Genomic DNA, 15809 nt, shown 5'->3' with positions numbered 1-15809 from the left:
ATATCCTCGGGGGGTCCGGGGGGCAGACGGCCCCCCGGCTTTCGCCTGGATTATCGACATGGCTCATGATCTTCTGGAAAAACATGAAATGGTCTTTCCGGTGCAACTGATATAGATTGCCGCGATCTTTCGCAGTCCGGGCTGTCCGATGTTCAACTTCCACCTTCCCCGCACCGCCGCCTTCGACCGCCTTCAGGCGCTTGCGCGCGAGCGCATCCTGATCCTCGATGGTGCGATGGGCACGCAGATCCAGCAGCTTGGCCTGTCCGAAGAGGATTATACCGGCCATGGGTCGGGGTGCGCCTGCCGCCACCATTCCGACCATCCGCAAAAGGGCAACAACGATCTGTTGATCCTGACCCAGCCCGAGGCGATCGAGGAAATCCACTTCCGCTATGCCATGGCCGGGGCGGATATCGTCGAAACCAATACCTTTTCGGCCACCACCATCGCGCAGGCCGATTACGGGATGGAACAGGCGGTGCATGACCTGAACGCCGAAGGCGCGCGCGTGGTGCGCCGGGCGCTGGACCGGGCGACCGCCATCGACGGCAAGCCGCGCTTTGTCGCCGGGGCGGTCGGGCCGACCAACCGCACCGCCTCGCTGTCGCCCGATGTGAACAACCCCGGCTATCGCGCCGTGACCTTCGATGATCTGCGCGTGGCCTATGGCCAGCAGGTGCGCGGGCTGATCGAGGGCGGCGCCGACATCATCCTGATCGAGACGATCTTTGACACGCTGAACGCCAAGGCCGCGATCTTTGCCTGTTTCGAGGCCTTTGCCGAACATGGCGCGCGCCTGCCGCTGATGATCTCGGGCACGATCACCGATGCCTCGGGGCGCACGCTGTCGGGCCAGACGCCGACCGCCTTCTGGCATTCGGTGCGCCATTCGCGGCCCTTTACCGTGGGGTTGAACTGCGCGCTGGGCGCGGCCGCCATGCGGCCGCATATCGCGGAACTGGCCTCGGTCGCGGATACGTTCACCTGCGCCTACCCGAACGCCGGCCTGCCCAACGCCTTTGGCCAGTATGACGAAGGCCCGCAGGACACCGCCGTTCAGGTGGCCGACTTTGCCCGCGAAGGGCTGGTGAACGTGGTTGGCGGCTGCTGCGGCACCACGCCCGACCATATCCGCGCCATCGCCGAGGCCGTGAAACCCTTTGCCCCGCGTGAGGTGCGCCAATGACCCGCTATCTGCGCCTGTCCGGGCTGGAACCCTTTGTCCTGACGCCCGACATTCCCTTTGTGAACGTGGGGGAACGCACGAACGTCACTGGCAGCGCCCGGTTCCGCAAGCTGATCACCAACCGCGACTATGCCGCCGCGCTGGAGGTGGCCCGCGATCAGGTGGAAAACGGCGCCCAGATCATCGACGTCAACATGGACGAAGGGCTGATCGATTCCAAAGCCGCCATGGTCGAGTTCCTGAACCTGCTGGCGGCCGAACCCGACATTGCCCGCGTGCCGGTGATGATCGACAGTTCCAAATGGGAGGTGATCGAGGCCGGCCTGCAATGCGTGCAGGGCAAGCCGGTGGTCAACTCGATCTCGCTCAAAGAGGGCGAGGACGCGTTCCGCCACCATGCCGGCCTGTGCCTGGCCTATGGGGCCGCCGTGGTGGTCATGGCCTTTGACGAAACCGGGCAGGCCGACACCTTCCAGCGCAAGATCGACATCTGCGCCCGCGCCTATCGCATTCTGGTCGAGGAGATGGATTTCCCGCCGGAAGACATCATCTTTGACCCCAACGTCTTTGCCGTGGCCACCGGCATCGAGGAACACAACAATTATGGCGTCGACTTCATTCAGGCGACGCGCTGGATCCGCCAGAACCTGCCGCATGCCCATGTGTCGGGAGGGGTGTCGAACCTGTCGTTCAGCTTCCGCGGCAACGAACCCGTGCGCGAGGCGATGCATGCCGTGTTCCTCTATCATGCCATTCAGGCGGGCATGGACATGGGCATCGTCAACGCCGGGCAGCTGGCGGTCTATGACCAGATCGACCCGGAATTGCGCGAGGCCTGCGAGGATGTGGTTCTGAACCGCCGCCCCGACGGCACCGAACGCCTGCTGGAGATCGCTGATCGCTTCAAGGGCGGCCCCAAGGAAGAAAAGGTCCGCGATCTGAAATGGCGCGACTGGCCGGTGGAAAAGCGGCTGGAACATGCGCTGGTCAACGGCATCACCGAATTCATCGAGGCCGACACCGAAGAGGCGCGCCTGGCCGCCGAACGCCCGCTGCATGTCATCGAAGGGCCGCTGATGGCGGGCATGAACGTGGTGGGCGATCTGTTCGGCGCGGGCAAGATGTTCCTGCCACAGGTGGTCAAATCCGCCCGCGTGATGAAACAGGCCGTGGCCGTGCTGCTTCCGCATATGGAGGCCGAAAAGGCCGCCAACGGGGGCGGCAGTGAACGTCAGGCCGCCGGCAAGGTGCTGATGGCGACGGTGAAGGGCGATGTGCATGACATCGGCAAGAACATCGTCGGCGTCGTTCTGGCCTGCAACAACTATGAGATCATCGATCTGGGCGTGATGGTCCCGCCGCAGAAGATCCTTCAGGTAGCGCGCGAGGAAAAGGTGGATGTGATCGGCCTGTCGGGTCTGATCACCCCGTCCCTGGACGAGATGGTCCACCTGGCCGCCGAGATGGAACGTGAAGGTTTCGACATTCCGCTGCTGATCGGCGGGGCGACGACTTCCAAGGTGCATACCGCGGTCAAGATCGCGCCGCGCTATACCCGCTCGCAGGCGGTCTATGTCACCGACGCCAGCCGGGCGGTGGGGGTTGTCAGCCAGCTGCTCAGCCCGACGCAGAAGGCGGGCTATGTCGACAGCATTCGCGCCGAATATGTCGATGTGGCCGAACGCCACGAACGGGCCGAACGCGCCAAGCAGCGCCTGCCGCTGCCGGCTGCGCGGGCCAATGCGATGAAGATCGACTGGGCGAGCTATGCCCCCCCCGCCCCGCAGTTCACCGGCCCCCGCGTGGTCGAGGATTGGGATCTGGCCCAGATCGCCCGCTATATCGACTGGACCCCGTTCTTCCAGACATGGGAGCTGAAGGGCGTCTACCCGCGCATCCTGGATGACGAAAAGCATGGCGAGGCCGCGCGGTCGCTGTTTGCCGATGCGCAAGAGATGCTGGGCAAGATCATCGCCGAGAAGTGGTTCAAGCCGCGCGCCGTGGTCGGGTTCTGGCCGGCGAACTCGGTGGGCGATGACATCGTGCTGTGGTCGGGGGATGATCGGGCGCATATCATGGCGACGCTGCACACCTTGCGCCAGCAGACCCACAAGCGCGATGGCCGCCCGAACCTTGCGCTGGCCGATTTCGTTGCCCCCGATGGCGCGGCGCGCGACTGGGTGGGCGGCTTTGTCGTGACCGCCGGGCCCGAAGAGCAGGAAATCGCCGCCCGGTTCGAACGGGCAAACGACGACTATGCCGCGATCATGGTCAAGGCGCTGTCCGACCGCATCGCCGAGGCCATGGCCGAGATGCTGCATGAACGGGTCCGCAAGGAATTCTGGGCCTATGCCCCGGACGAATCCCACGATCCGCAGGATCTGATCGGCGAGCCCTATCGCGGCATCCGTCCGGCCCCCGGCTATCCCGCCCAGCCCGATCACACCGAAAAGCAGACGCTGTTCCGGCTGCTGGACGCCGAGGCGACGACGGGCGTGGTCTTGACCGAAAGCATGGCGATGTGGCCGGGATCTTCGGTCTCGGGTCTCTATATCGGGCACCCCGAGGCCTATTACTTCGGTGTGGCCAAGGTCGAGCGCGATCAGGTCGAGGATTACGCCCGCCGCAAGGGAATCGATCTGGCCGAGGCAGAACGCTGGCTGGCGCCGATCCTGAATTATGTGCCGGTTGGCACCTCGGGCACACAAAGCGCCGCCTAGGCGGGGCTGTCCGAAGGGTGACAAGGGCGGGGGCGACCCCGCCCTTTTTCTGTGGATAAACTCTGTTTGCGGCTTGACGAAATGGCCTGCCGGCAAAGGGGCGCGGCCGCTGATTCACGGGCGGTGCGCCAAAGCCACAGACCCCGCCCAGCGTGCCGCCGATCCACTACTGATGTGTTAATCGCCGTTGACGCCCCCTACATCTGGTGTCTTTATGAGGGGGTCGCGGTGCCTGGGGCGACTCAGGACGACAAGGGAAGCCGGTGGAAATCCGGCGCTACCCCCGTAGCTGTAAGCGGTGAGCAAAACCGAAGAACCCACTGGGGCGATAGCCCTGGGAAGGGCGGTTGCGCATTGATCCGTGAGCCAGAAGACCTGCCGCGACACGAAAAAGACCAAACCACGCGGAGGGCGTGGGGAGATGTCGGGCTGGCCTTGTGCCAGTCGGATGGCTTCCTGTTGCCTTTCGCAAAACCTGACCCGAGGGACGAAGGCCATGACCATCACCGTGTATTCCAAGCCCGCTTGCGTGCAATGCACCGCCACCACCCGTGCCCTTGATGCGCGTGGTCTGTCCTATAGCGTCATCGACCTGACCGAGGATTCGGACGCGATGGAAATGGTCATGTCGATGGGGTACCGTCAGGCCCCCGTCGTCGTCGCCGGCGAGGCCCATTGGGCCGGCTTTCGCCCCGACATGATCGGCCGGCTGTCCTGATCCCGCCATGGGCGGGCTGGTCTATTTTTCCTCGGCCTCGGGCAACACGGCGCGGTTCGTGGCACGGCTGGGGATTCCCGCACAGCGCATTCCGGTCCGGCCTGACGATCCGCTGCCCATGCCGGACGGGCCCTATGTGCTGATCTGCCCGACCTATGCCGACGGGCAGGGGCGGGGCGCCGTGGCCAAGCCCGTGATCCGCTTTCTGAACGACCCTGCCCGCCGCGCCCTGCTGCGCGGCGTCATTGCCGGGGGCAACCGCAACTTTGGCGCGACCTACGGGTTGGCAGCCGAGGTGATCTCTGGCAAATGCGCCGTCCCGATCCTGTTCAAGTTCGAACTGGCGGGCACCGAAACCGATGTTGCCCGCGTCCGTGCCGGGCTGGATGAATTCTGGGGAATGGAATGCTCGACAGCGCTGTGAAGCCTACTCTTGATTACCATGCGCTGAACGCGATGCTGAACCTCTATGATGGCGAGGGGAAGATCCGCTTTGACGCCGACCGCATGGCCGCGCGGCAGTATTTCCTGCAGCACGTCAACCAGAACACGGTGTTCTTCCACAACCTGGATGAAAAGCTGCGCTATCTGGTGGACGAGGGCTATTACGAGCCCGAAGTGCTGGATCAGTATTCCAAGAACTTCCAGCGCCGCATCTGGGACGAGGCCTATGCCCGCAAGTTCCGCTTTCCGACCTTTCTGGGCGCGTTCAAATACTACACCAGCTACACGCTGAAGACCCGCGACGGACAACGCTATCTGGAACGCTATGAGGACCGTGTCGTCATGGTCGCCCTGGCGCTTGCCCGCGGGGACGAGGCGCTGGCGATGAGCTTCATGGAGGAAATCATCTCGGGCCGGTTCCAGCCGGCGACGCCGACCTTCCTGAACGCGGGGAAAAAATCCCGCGGCGAGCTGATTTCCTGCTTCCTGCTGCGGGTCGAGGACAACATGGAGTCCATCGGCCGCAGCATCAATTCCTCGCTGCAACTGTCCAAGCGCGGCGGGGGCGTTGCGCTGATGCTGACCAACCTGCGCGAATCGGGGGCCCCCATCAAGGGGATCGAGAACCAGTCCTCGGGCGTCATTCCTGTAATGAAGCTGCTCGAGGATTCGTTCTCCTATGCCAACCAGCTTGGCGCGCGGCAGGGGGCGGGGGCGGTCTATCTGAACGCCCACCACCCCGACATCCTGCGCTTTCTGGACACCAAGCGCGAGAATGCCGACGAGAAGATCCGCATCAAGACCCTGTCCTTGGGCGTGGTGATCCCCGACATCACCTTTGAACTGGCCAAGAAGAACGCCGACATGTACCTGTTCTCGCCGCATGACGTGGCCAAGGTCTATGGCGTGCCGTTCTCGGAAATCTCGGTCACCGAGAAATATGCCGAGATGGTCGATGACAAGCGGATCAAGAAGAAGAAGATCAACGCGCGCGAGTTCTTCCAGACCATCGCCGAGATCCAGTTCGAATCCGGCTATCCCTATGTGATGTTCGAGGACACGGTGAACCGCGCGAACCCGATCGCGGGACGGATCACCATGTCGAACCTGTGTTCCGAGATCCTGCAGGTCAACGAGGCCAGCGAATACAACGAGGACCTGTCCTACAGCCATCTGGGCACCGACATTTCGTGCAACCTTGGCAGCCTGAACATTGCCGCCACCATGGACGGGCCGGATTTCGGCGCGACGGTCGAAACCTCGATCCGGGCGCTGACGGCGGTGTCGGAAATGTCGGCCATCGACGCGGTGCCCTCGATCCGGCGCGGCAATGACGAGGCCCATGCGGTCGGTCTGGGCCAGATGAACCTGCACGGCTATCTGGCGCGCGAGCGGATCCACTATGGCAGCCCCGAGGGGATCGAGTTCACCTCGGTCTATTTCGCGGCGGTGGCCTATCATGCGATCCGCGCCTCGAACCTGCTGGCGCAGGAACATGGCACGACGTTCAAGGGGTTCGAGGCGTCGAAATACGCGGACGGGTCGTTCTTTGACAAATACACCAGCCGCGACTGGCTGCCCCAGATGCCCGAGGTTGCCCGCCTGTTCGAAGGCATCGACCTGCCGACGCGCGAGGACTGGGCGGCGCTGAAGGCGCTGGTGATGGAGCACGGGCTCTACAACCGCAACCTTCAGGCGGTGCCGCCGACGGGGTCGATCAGCTATATCAACAACTCGACCAGTTCGATCCACCCGATCGTGGCCAAGATCGAGATCCGCAAGGAGGGCAAGATCGGCCGGGTCTATTACCCGGCGGCGTTCATGACCAACGAGAACCTCGAGTTCTACAAGGACGCCTATGAGATCGGCCCCGAGAAGATCATCGACACCTATGCGGCGGCCACCGAACATGTGGATCAGGGCCTGAGCCTGACGCTGTTCTTCCCGGCCGAGGCGACGACGCGCGATATCAACCGGGCGCAGATCCATGCCTGGAAGAAGGGCATCAAGACGATCTACTACATCCGCCTGCGCCAGACCGCGCTGGAAGGGACCGAAGTGCAGGGCTGCGTGTCCTGCACGTTGTAAGAGCGGAGAGGCCGGGGGCCAGCCCCCGGACCCCCGGGATATTTGTGGACAGATGAAAGGGTTCTTCGCCGTGAAGGATCATGTCGTGCGCGCGCCGCTCAAGGCGATCAACTGGAACCGGATGCAGGATGACAAGGACCTTGAGGTCTGGAACCGCCTGACCGCGAATTTCTGGCTGCCGGAAAAGGTGCCGCTGTCGAACGATGTGCAAAGCTGGGCCACCTTGCGCCCGGAAGAGCGCGCGCTGACCATTCGGGTGTTCACCGGGCTGACGCTTCTGGACACGGTGCAAAGCGCCGTGGGGGCGTTTTCGATGATGGCTGATGCGGTGACCCCGCATGAAGAGGCGGTGTTGACCAACATCGCCTTCATGGAATCGGTTCATGCCCGCAGCTATTCGTCGATCTTTTCCACCCTGTGTTCCACCAAGGAGGTCGACGAGGCCTTTCGCTGGTCCGAGGAAAACCCGCATCTGCAGGCCAAGGCGCGGCTGGTGCTGGACAAGTATCGCGCGGGCGAGGACCCGCTGAAGCGCAAGATCGCATCGGTGTTCCTGGAAAGCTTCCTGTTCTATTCGGGCTTTTACCTGCCGATGTACTGGTCGAGCCGCGCCAAGCTGACCAATACCGCTGACCTGATCCGCCTGATCATCCGCGACGAGGCGGTGCATGGCTATTACATCGGCTACAAGTTCCAGCGCGCGCAGGAGGTGTTGCTCGAGGCGCAGCGGCAGGAGCTGAAGGATTTCGCCTTTGCGCTGATGTTCGACCTGTACGACATCGAGGCGAAGTATACCGCCGAGCTTTATGATGGGATCGGGCTGACCGAGGACGTCAAGGCGTTCCTGCATTACAACGCCAACAAGGCCCTGCAGAACCTGGGCTATGAGGCGCTGTTCCCGGCATCCGCCTGCGAGGTGAACCCGGCGATCCTGGCCGCGCTGAGCCCCGACAGCGAGAACCACGACTTCTTTTCCGGCTCGGGGTCCAGCTATGTCATCGGCAAGGCGGTGGCGACCGAGGACGAAGACTGGGATTTCTGATCCCTATCCTTGCCGCGTCATCACCAGATCGTGGACGAAGGCCAGTTTCTGCTGGACCGGCGCGGCAAGGGCAAAGGGATAGAGGTCCGGCTGTCCCATGGATCGGTTCAGCGCGTTCAGCGCAACGGTCAGGGGCAGCCATGCCGCCAGCAAGCGCCCGGTGTCGCCGGCGCGCCAGGGGTTGACGTCGATCTCGGCGGTCAGCTGGCCGTGGTTGTCGACGCCGGGGTCGATCTGGATGCCAAGGGCGGCGGCGGTTTCCAGCGTGTCGACCATGTGCAGGTAATGCGCCCAGGTTTCCGCCCAGTCCTCCCACGGGTGCATGGTGGCATAGGCCGAGACATGGGTTGCCTCCCACCCGGCGGGCGGGCCGTTCTGATAGTGCCGATCAAGCGCGGCCGCGTAATCGGCGCGTTCATCGCCGAACATGGCGCGAAACGCATCCAGTGCGCCGCCATCGCGCACCAGCAGATCCCAGTAATAATGCCCGATCTCGTGCCGGAAATGGCCCAGCAGGGTGCGATATGCCTCGCCAAGCCGGGTGCGCATCGCCTCGCGTTCGGCATCGTCGGCTTCGGTCAATGATATGGTGACGACGCCGCCGGCATGGCCGGTCAGCACGCGCTGCACGCTGCCGGGATCGTCGGCGAGGAAGTCGAAGATCAGCGGCTCGGGGTGGCCATCGCCCAGGGTGGGGCGGGGCAGGCCAAGGCGGCAAAGCGTGTAGATCAGCCGGCGCTTGGCCATCTCGATCCGCTGCCAGCGGCGATGGTTTTCGGGATCGGCAAGGTCGGGGACGGTGCGGTTGTGGCGGCAGGCCTCGCAATAGTCGGGGCCGGTTTCGCGCACCATCCAGTTGCAGGCGGAACGTTCCCAGTTCTTGCAGAACCGCCATCGTTGCGGATCGCCCGCATCGGCGACGGCCCAGAGCGCGCCGTCGGGTTCGACCGCGACCATGCGGTCGGGGCCGGGCAGATAGCCAAGGCTGCGCCCGCAGCTGAGGCAGACGGTATTCTCGAAGTGCAGCACCTGTCCGCAGCATTGGCATTGGAACAGTTTCATCAATGACACCCCGGATTGCCCGGTGCCCAGATCGCACCCAAGGCAACGCCGAGGTCAAGCGCGAGTTTCAGGCGTGCAGGAAAATCACGGCCGTTGCCGCGAAGCTGGCCGCGAAGATCGTGCCGAAGGCCCCAAGCAGCAGCGGGCGCGCGCCACGGGCGCGCAGGCGGCGCGGGTCGGTCATCAGGCCCATGGCGGCAAGTCCGGTAGACAGCAGGAACGTTGCCAGCAGGGCGGCGCCGGTGCGCAGCGCCGTGGGCAGATCCAGCGCGCTGTTGAGCAGCATGACCGCGATGAAGCCAAGGACGAACAATGGCACCGGCACGGCCGAGGCGCCGCCGCGCGCCTGCCCGCGCAGCGTCAGCGCGAGGCCCAGCACCAGCGGGGCCAGCAGCATCACCCGGATCAGCTTGGCCACCGTGCCCGCGTGGCCTGCGCCATCGCCAAGCTGGAAGGCGGCGGCTGTCACCTGCGCCACCTCGTGGACCGAGGCGCCGACCCAGATGCCATAGCTTTCGCCCGCCAGCCCCAGCGGGGCCGCCAGCAGCGGGGCCGCCAGCATGGCAATGGTGCCGAAGATGGTCACGCAGGCGATGGCATAGGCCACATCCTCGTCATCGCCTTGGGCCACCGGATTGGCGGCGATCACTGCCGAGGCACCGCAGACCGCCGTTCCGGCCGCGATCAGCGTGCCCAGCGGGCCCGAAACCCCCAGAAGCCGGCCCGCCAGACGCACGGCCAGAAAGGTCGCCAGCAGCGTCAGCGCCGAGACGGCAAAAGCCGCCGGACCCAGGGCCCAGACATGGCCAAGGGTGATCTGGAACCCCAGCAGCACGATGCCCGCCCGCAGCACGGGCCGCGTGGCCAGGGCAAGGCCGGGCCGGGCAGCGGCGGGCACGCGCCACAGGCTGCCCACGATCAACCCTGCCAGCACCGCCACGATCATCGGGCTGAGCACCGCGATGCCGCTGGCCTGCCGCAGCCCCATGGCGGCCGCCGCAAGGCCGCCGGCCAGGGCCAGACCGGGCAGGGGGGAAATCTGGCGGATGGCCGTGGTGGGTGCGCTCATGCTGTCCTCGCCTGTTCACAGGCGGTATGTCATTCTGCGAATGTTCGGTCCAATGGATTGATTTTCTCAAACCGTTCGATGCTTTGGATTGATGTTCCCGTGCCGGCGCCGCTAGGTAGCGACATGGCCAACCGGAGCGCCCAATGACACTGGATCAGCTGCGCGTCTTTCTGGCGGTCGCGGGGACCGAGCATGTGACCCGCGCGGCGCAGGCGCTGAACATGACGCAATCGGCGGTCAGTGCCGCCATCGCGGCGCTGGAGGCGCGCCATGATGTGCGGCTGTTCGACCGGGTGGGGCGCAATATCGCGCTGACCGATGCGGGGCGGCGCTTTGTGCCCCATGCCCGCGCGCTGGTGCAGCAGGCCGAGGCGGCGGCGGATGTGCTGGCCGATCTGGGCAGCGGGGTCGGCGGCAGTCTGCGGGTGCAGGCCAGCCAGACGGTTTCGGCCTATTGGCTGCCCCGTCATCTGGTGCGCTATCGTGCGTTGTATCCTCAGGTCGGGCTGGAGTTCGTGCCCGGCAACACCAGCACCGTCGCTGCGGCGGTGGCCGAGGGCAGCGCCGATCTGGGCGTTGTCGAGGGCGTTGTCAGCGCGCCCGACCTGATCGTGCAGCCGCTTGCCAAGGATACTATGGTCGTGCTGGTCGGATGCGGCCACCCCTGGGCCGACGGGCGGCGCCTGGCCCCGGCCGATCTGGCGGCCTCGGCCTGGGTGCTGCGCGAGGCCGGGTCGGGCACCCGGCTGGCCTTTGACGCCGATCTGGCGCGGGTCGGCATGGGGGCGGGGGCGCTGTCGGTGCTGCTGGAACTGCCCAGCAACGAGGCCTGCATCGCTGCCATCGAGGGGGGCGAGGCGGCGACCGTCCTGTCGCGCCGGGCCGCCGCGCCGCATCTGGCGCAAGGGCTGGTGGCCGTGGCCGGGTTCGATCTGGCGCCGCGCGTCTTTTCGGCGATCCGCCATCGCAAGCGGCATGAAAGCCGCGCGATGGCGGCCCTTCTGGCGCTCTTGCTCGCAGGCAGTTGAGGCGTTTGATCAAGATTGGCATTGCGCCGGGAATCCCTTCGCGTCACGCTTGGGAAATGTCAGGCTGTTTGCCGTTTTTCCGCGACGGAAACCGGATGGCTGGCCGTACAAGTGGCTCGGGATAATGTGGGGCATGGAATGAGACGATCCGCTTTCTTGGCAGCCGCTGCCATGGCCTTGATGCTGCTGGCGCCCGGGCTGGTGCTGGCGCAGGGCGGGCCGCCTGGCGGGGCGCGGGGGCCGGCCAAGGTGGGCATCGTTGCGCTGAAGGTCGAGGACGTGCCCTATGTCCGCACGCTGCCAGGGCGGGCGGTGGCGTTTGAAAGGACCGATATCCGCCCGCGTGTCAGCGGGGCCATCGTCGAAATCCTGTATCAGCCGGGCGCCGCGCTGAAACCTGGCGATCCGATGTTCCGCATCGAGGATGTGACTTACAGGGCCGCGCTGGCCTCGGCCCGTGCGGCCGTGTCGGGGGCCGAGGCAGAACTTGCCACCGCCCGCGCGACGGCCGCGCGCTATCGCGCCTTGCAAGGCAGTGCGGCGACGGCCGCCAACCTGCAGACCGCCGAGGCGGCGGTGGCCAAGGCGGAATCCGGGCTGGCTGCGGCACAGGCCAATCTGGAATCCGCCCAGATCGACCTGGACCATACCACGATCACCAGCCCCATCGCCGGTGTCGCCGGCAAGGCCGAGGTGTCGGTGGGCGCGCTGGTCACGGCAAACCAGACCACGGCGCTGGCCACGGTCACCCGGCTGGACCCGATCTATGTCGATGTGGCCGATTCCAGCTCGGGCATGCTGCGGGTGCGCGACCGGGTGGAATCGGGCAAGGTGCAGCAGGGTGACCACGTCGGCCTGCGGCTGCTGCTGGAAACCGGCGTGCCCTATGACCGGCAGGGCGAGCTGGTCGTTCTGGGCACCGAGGTTTCCTCCAGCACCGGCACGGTGGACATGCGGATCCGCTTTGACAACCCCGACCGGCTGATCCTGCCGGGCCAGTTCCTGCGGGTCGAGGTGACGCTGGGCACCATGCGCGCGATTCTGGTGCCGCAGCGGGCGACCACCCGATCCTCGGACGGCACCTTGACCGCATGGCTGGCCCGCGATGGCAAGGCCCGCCGCGTCGTCATCGAGGCGACGGGCAGCTACAGCAACGCCTGGGTCGTCACGGCCGGTGTCGAAGAGGGCGATCACCTGATCGTTGACGGCCTGTCGAACCTGCGCGAAGGCGCAGACATCCAGACCATTCCCGTGACCATTGATGCGCTTGGCGTGACGCGCGACAGCGCGCCGGCCAAGACGGGTCCGGGGAACTGACCGATGGCGCGCTTTTTTATCCATCGCCCGGTCTTTGCCTGGGTTCTGGCGATTGTCACCATGCTGGCCGGTGCCTGGTCGATCACCCAGCTTCAGATTTCGCAATATCCGAACATCGCGCCCACGACGATCCGCATCACGGCCAACTATGGCGGCGCAACCGCCGAAGCCGTGCAGAATTCCGTCACCGAGGTGATCGAGGACAGCCTGACCGGGCTGGACGGGCTGCTTTACACGGTGTCCACCTCGTCCGAGGGGCGGGCGTCGATCAGCCTGACCTTTGACGATTCCGTCAAGCCGATCGACGCGCTGAACGAGGTTCAGACCCGGGTGCAGCGCATCGTCTCGCGGCTGCCGGAAACGGTGCAATCCTCGGGCGTGCGGGTGTCGCGTTCGTCGGATTCGATCCTGATGGTCGGCTCGCTGGTTTCGACCGACGGACGCTATTCGACGCTGCAACTGGGCGACATGATGCGCACCACGGTCGAGGGCGCGATCAACCGCACCGAAGGGGTGGGCGGGATCAACGTCTTCGGGTCGAACTATGCCATGCGGATCTGGCTGGATCCGATGCGCCTGGTGCAATTCCAGCTGACCCCGACCGATGTGGTCGCCGCGGTTCAGGCGCAGAACACCACGGTCTCGGTTGGCTCGCTGGGGGCCCAGCCGGTGATTCCGGGCCAGCAGTTCACCGCCACGATCACCGCGCAAAGCCAGCTGACCACGGTCGAGGAATTCGAGCGCATCTTGCTGACCACCACGACCGAAGGCCGCATCGTCCGTCTGGGCGATGTTGCGCGAATCGAGATCGGGCAGTCCAGCTATGGCGGCGGGTCACGCTTCAACCGGCTGAATTCGGCCGGGTTCGGGGTGAACCTGGCTACCGGCGCCAATGCCATCGACACCGCCGCCGCCGTGCGCGCCACCATGGAGCGGCTCAAACCCGCGCTGCCCGAAGGGATCGAGGTCGAATGGGCCTATGACACCTCGCCCTTTGTGGAACTGTCGATCGAGAAGGTCTGGCACACCCTGGCCGAGGCGATCGGGCTGGTGTTCCTGGTGATCCTGGTGTTCCTCCAGAACTGGCGGGCGACGCTGATCCCGATCATCGCCGTTCCGGTGGTTCTGCTGGGCACATTCGCGGTGCTGGCAGTGCTGGGCTATTCGATCAACACGTTGACCATGTTCGCCATGGTGCTGGCCATCGGCCTTCTGGTCGATGACGCCATCGTCGTGGTGGAAAACGTCGAGCGGGTGATGAGCGAAGATCACCTGCCCCCCGTCGAGGCGACCGAGAAAAGCATGGGCCAGATCACCGGCGCGCTGATCGGCATTGGTCTTGTGCTGTCGGCGGTCTTCCTGCCCATGGCCTTCATGGGCGGATCGACCGGGGTGATCTATCGCCAGTTCTCGGTCACGATCATTTCGGCGATGGTGTTTTCGGTGCTGGTCGCGCTGATCCTGACCCCGGCGCTGTGCGCCACCATGCTGCGCCATGCGGGGCCGCCGCGCGGGGTGCTGGGCCTGCCGGCGCGGGCCTTCAACCGCGGCTTTGGCGCCGCGATCCGGGGCTATGGCGGCACGCTGTCGGGCCTGCTGCGCTGGCCATTTGCGATGCTGCTGGTGCTGGGGCTGATCGGTGGCGGCGCCTGGCATCTGTTCGGCCGGATCAACAGCAGCTTTCTGCCGACCGAGGATCAGGGCGTGCTGATGACCATGATCCAGCTGACCGAAGGCACCACCACCGACCAGACGCTTGCCGTCGTGCAAGAGGTCGAGGATTACATGCTGACCCAAGAGGCCGCGACGGTGCAATCGACCTTTGTGGCGCTTGGCTTCGGGTTCGGGCGGTCGGGCCAGAACAACGCGATGATGTTCATCAAGCTGCGCGACTTCGACGACCGGACCGAGGCAGACAGCGCTGCCTCGGCCCTTGCGCAGCGCGCGAACCGCCGGTTTGGCGGGCATCGGGCCGGGCGGGTGTTCTTTACCCAGCCGCCGGCGATTCCGGGCATGGGCACGGCGTCCGGCTTTTCGATGTATCTGGTGGATCAGGCCGGAAATGGCACCGATGCGCTGTTTGCCGCGGCTGCCCAGCTGACGGCGACCGCCACGGCAGACAGCCGCCTGACCTCGGTCCGTTCGGGCGCCTCCGAGGAAAAGGCGGCGCTGCGGCTGATCATCGACCAGGAAAAGGCCGGGGCGCTTGGGGTGTCGCTGAGCTCGGTGAACTCGATGCTGTCGATCATCTTTGCCGGGCGCGAGGTGAACGATTTCCAGATGGGCAACCGCCTGCGCCCGGTGATCGTGCAGGGCGAGGCCAGTGGCCGGATGCAGCCCGAAGACATCGAGAACTGGTATGCCCGCAACACCAAGGGCGAGATGGTGCCCTTTGCCGCCTTCACCTCGATCGACTGGGCGCCGGTCACGCCGACCCTGCAACGCATCGACGGTCTGCCGGCCGTGTCGATTTCGGGCGCGCCCGGCCCCGGCATTTCCTCGGGCGAGGCGATGGAGGTGATGGAGGAACTGGTTGCCGGGCTGGACGGCGGTTGGGGGGTGGCCTGGACCGACCTCAGCTATCAGGAACGCCAGTCGGGCGCGCAGGCGCCGTATCTTTATGCGCTGTCGGTGCTGGTGGTGTTCCTGTGCCTGGCCGCGCTCTATGAAAGCTGGGCGATTCCGCTGTCGGTGATGCTGTCGGTCCCGGTCGGGGTGCTGGGCGCGCTGGCCGCTGCCTGGTGGTTCGGCCAGCAGAACGACGTCTATTTCAAGGTCGGCATCCTGACGACCATCGGGCTTGCGGCCAAGAACGCCATCCTGATCGTCGAATTCGCGCGCGAGCTGGAAAGTCAGGGCCGCACCGCCGTTCAGGCCGCGCTCGAGGCCGCGAAGCTGCGATTGCGGCCGATCCTGATGACCTCGCTGGCGTTCATTCTGGGCGTGCTGCCGCTGGCCGTTGCCACCGGCGCGGGGGCAGGTGCGCAAAATGCCATAGGCATCGGGGTGCTGGGCGGGATGGTGGCGGCCACCTTCATCGGCATCTTCATGGTCCCCTCGTTCTATGTCGTCGTGCGGCGACTGACGCGCGGGCGGCTGGCGGCCCGCTGATCGGCCATTGACCCTTGGCTG

At 65.4% G+C, this 15809-nt stretch carries 11 protein-coding genes and 1 riboswitch; of the genes, 9 read left to right on the top strand and 2 right to left on the bottom strand.

What is annotated here, in order from left to right; genetic code table 11:
* Window positions 1-148 precede the first annotated feature (148 nt).
* The 6 genes from G481_RS0107160 to nrdF all read left to right on the top strand — a co-directional run bounded on the left by G481_RS0107160 (window position 149) and on the right by nrdF (window position 8201).
* Window positions 149-1189, top strand: a complete 1041-nt coding sequence (locus tag G481_RS0107160; RefSeq protein WP_028029416.1) for a homocysteine S-methyltransferase family protein — start codon at window positions 149-151, stop codon at window positions 1187-1189.
* Entirely contained in the window at window positions 1186-3909 is a 2724-nt protein-coding gene (gene metH, locus G481_RS0107155) for a methionine synthase (RefSeq protein ID WP_028029415.1), read from the top strand. The genes G481_RS0107160 and metH overlap by 4 nt, the downstream gene beginning before the upstream one ends.
* A 209-nt stretch (window positions 3910-4118) precedes the next feature.
* A riboswitch (cobalamin riboswitch) is annotated at window positions 4119-4306 on the top strand.
* Window positions 4307-4405: 99 nt separating this feature from the next.
* The gene (gene nrdH, locus G481_RS0107150) at window positions 4406-4627 is read left to right on the top strand and encodes a glutaredoxin-like protein NrdH (RefSeq protein WP_028029414.1); all 222 of its coding nucleotides are present in this window, start codon (window positions 4406-4408) and stop codon (window positions 4625-4627) included.
* Between the two features lie 7 nt (window positions 4628-4634).
* The gene (nrdI, locus tag G481_RS0107145) at window positions 4635-5051 is read left to right on the top strand and encodes a class Ib ribonucleoside-diphosphate reductase assembly flavoprotein NrdI (protein ID WP_028029413.1); all 417 of its coding nucleotides are present in this window, start codon (window positions 4635-4637) and stop codon (window positions 5049-5051) included.
* Complete coding sequence (gene nrdE / locus G481_RS0107140) at window positions 5033-7159, top strand: class 1b ribonucleoside-diphosphate reductase subunit alpha (RefSeq protein ID WP_028029412.1); 2127 nt, start codon at window positions 5033-5035, stop codon at window positions 7157-7159. The genes nrdI and nrdE overlap by 19 nt, the downstream gene beginning before the upstream one ends.
* A gap of 52 nt (window positions 7160-7211) precedes the next feature.
* On the top strand, window positions 7212-8201 hold the full coding sequence (nrdF, locus tag G481_RS0107135; protein ID WP_035025397.1) for a class 1b ribonucleoside-diphosphate reductase subunit beta: 990 nt from the start codon (window positions 7212-7214) through the stop codon (window positions 8199-8201).
* 3 nt (window positions 8202-8204) lie between these two features.
* On the opposite strand, the gene G481_RS0107130 is transcribed toward nrdF, so the two are convergent.
* On the bottom strand, window positions 8205-9263 hold the full coding sequence (locus tag G481_RS0107130) for a zinc-binding metallopeptidase family protein (RefSeq protein WP_028029410.1): 1059 nt from the start codon (window positions 9261-9263) through the stop codon (window positions 8205-8207).
* Between the two features lie 67 nt (window positions 9264-9330).
* Window positions 9331-10332 carry a YeiH family protein gene (locus G481_RS23135; protein ID WP_035025395.1) on the bottom strand — a complete coding sequence of 334 codons (1002 nt, stop codon included), beginning with the start codon at window positions 10330-10332 and terminating at the stop codon, window positions 9331-9333.
* Window positions 10333-10475: 143 nt separating this feature from the next.
* Between G481_RS23135 and G481_RS0107120 the strand changes: the two genes are divergently transcribed.
* The 3 genes from G481_RS0107120 (at window position 10476) to G481_RS0107110 (ending at window position 15788) form a co-directional block, all read left to right on the top strand.
* On the top strand, window positions 10476-11360 hold the full coding sequence (locus G481_RS0107120) for a LysR family transcriptional regulator (protein WP_028029409.1): 885 nt from the start codon (window positions 10476-10478) through the stop codon (window positions 11358-11360).
* Between the two features lie 138 nt (window positions 11361-11498).
* Window positions 11499-12677 carry an efflux RND transporter periplasmic adaptor subunit gene (locus G481_RS0107115; protein ID WP_035025393.1) on the top strand — a complete coding sequence of 393 codons (1179 nt, stop codon included), beginning with the start codon at window positions 11499-11501 and terminating at the stop codon, window positions 12675-12677.
* A 3-nt stretch (window positions 12678-12680) separates the two neighbouring features.
* Window positions 12681-15788 carry an efflux RND transporter permease subunit gene (locus G481_RS0107110; RefSeq protein ID WP_028029407.1) on the top strand — a complete coding sequence of 1036 codons (3108 nt, stop codon included), beginning with the start codon at window positions 12681-12683 and terminating at the stop codon, window positions 15786-15788.
* Window positions 15789-15809 lie beyond the last annotated feature (21 nt).

It is taken from the genome of Gemmobacter nectariphilus DSM 15620, assembly GCF_000429765.1.
Classification (GTDB): Bacteria; Pseudomonadota; Alphaproteobacteria; order Rhodobacterales; family Rhodobacteraceae; genus Wagnerdoeblera; species Wagnerdoeblera nectariphila.
This window is presented reverse-complemented; position numbering and strand designations above follow the sequence as displayed.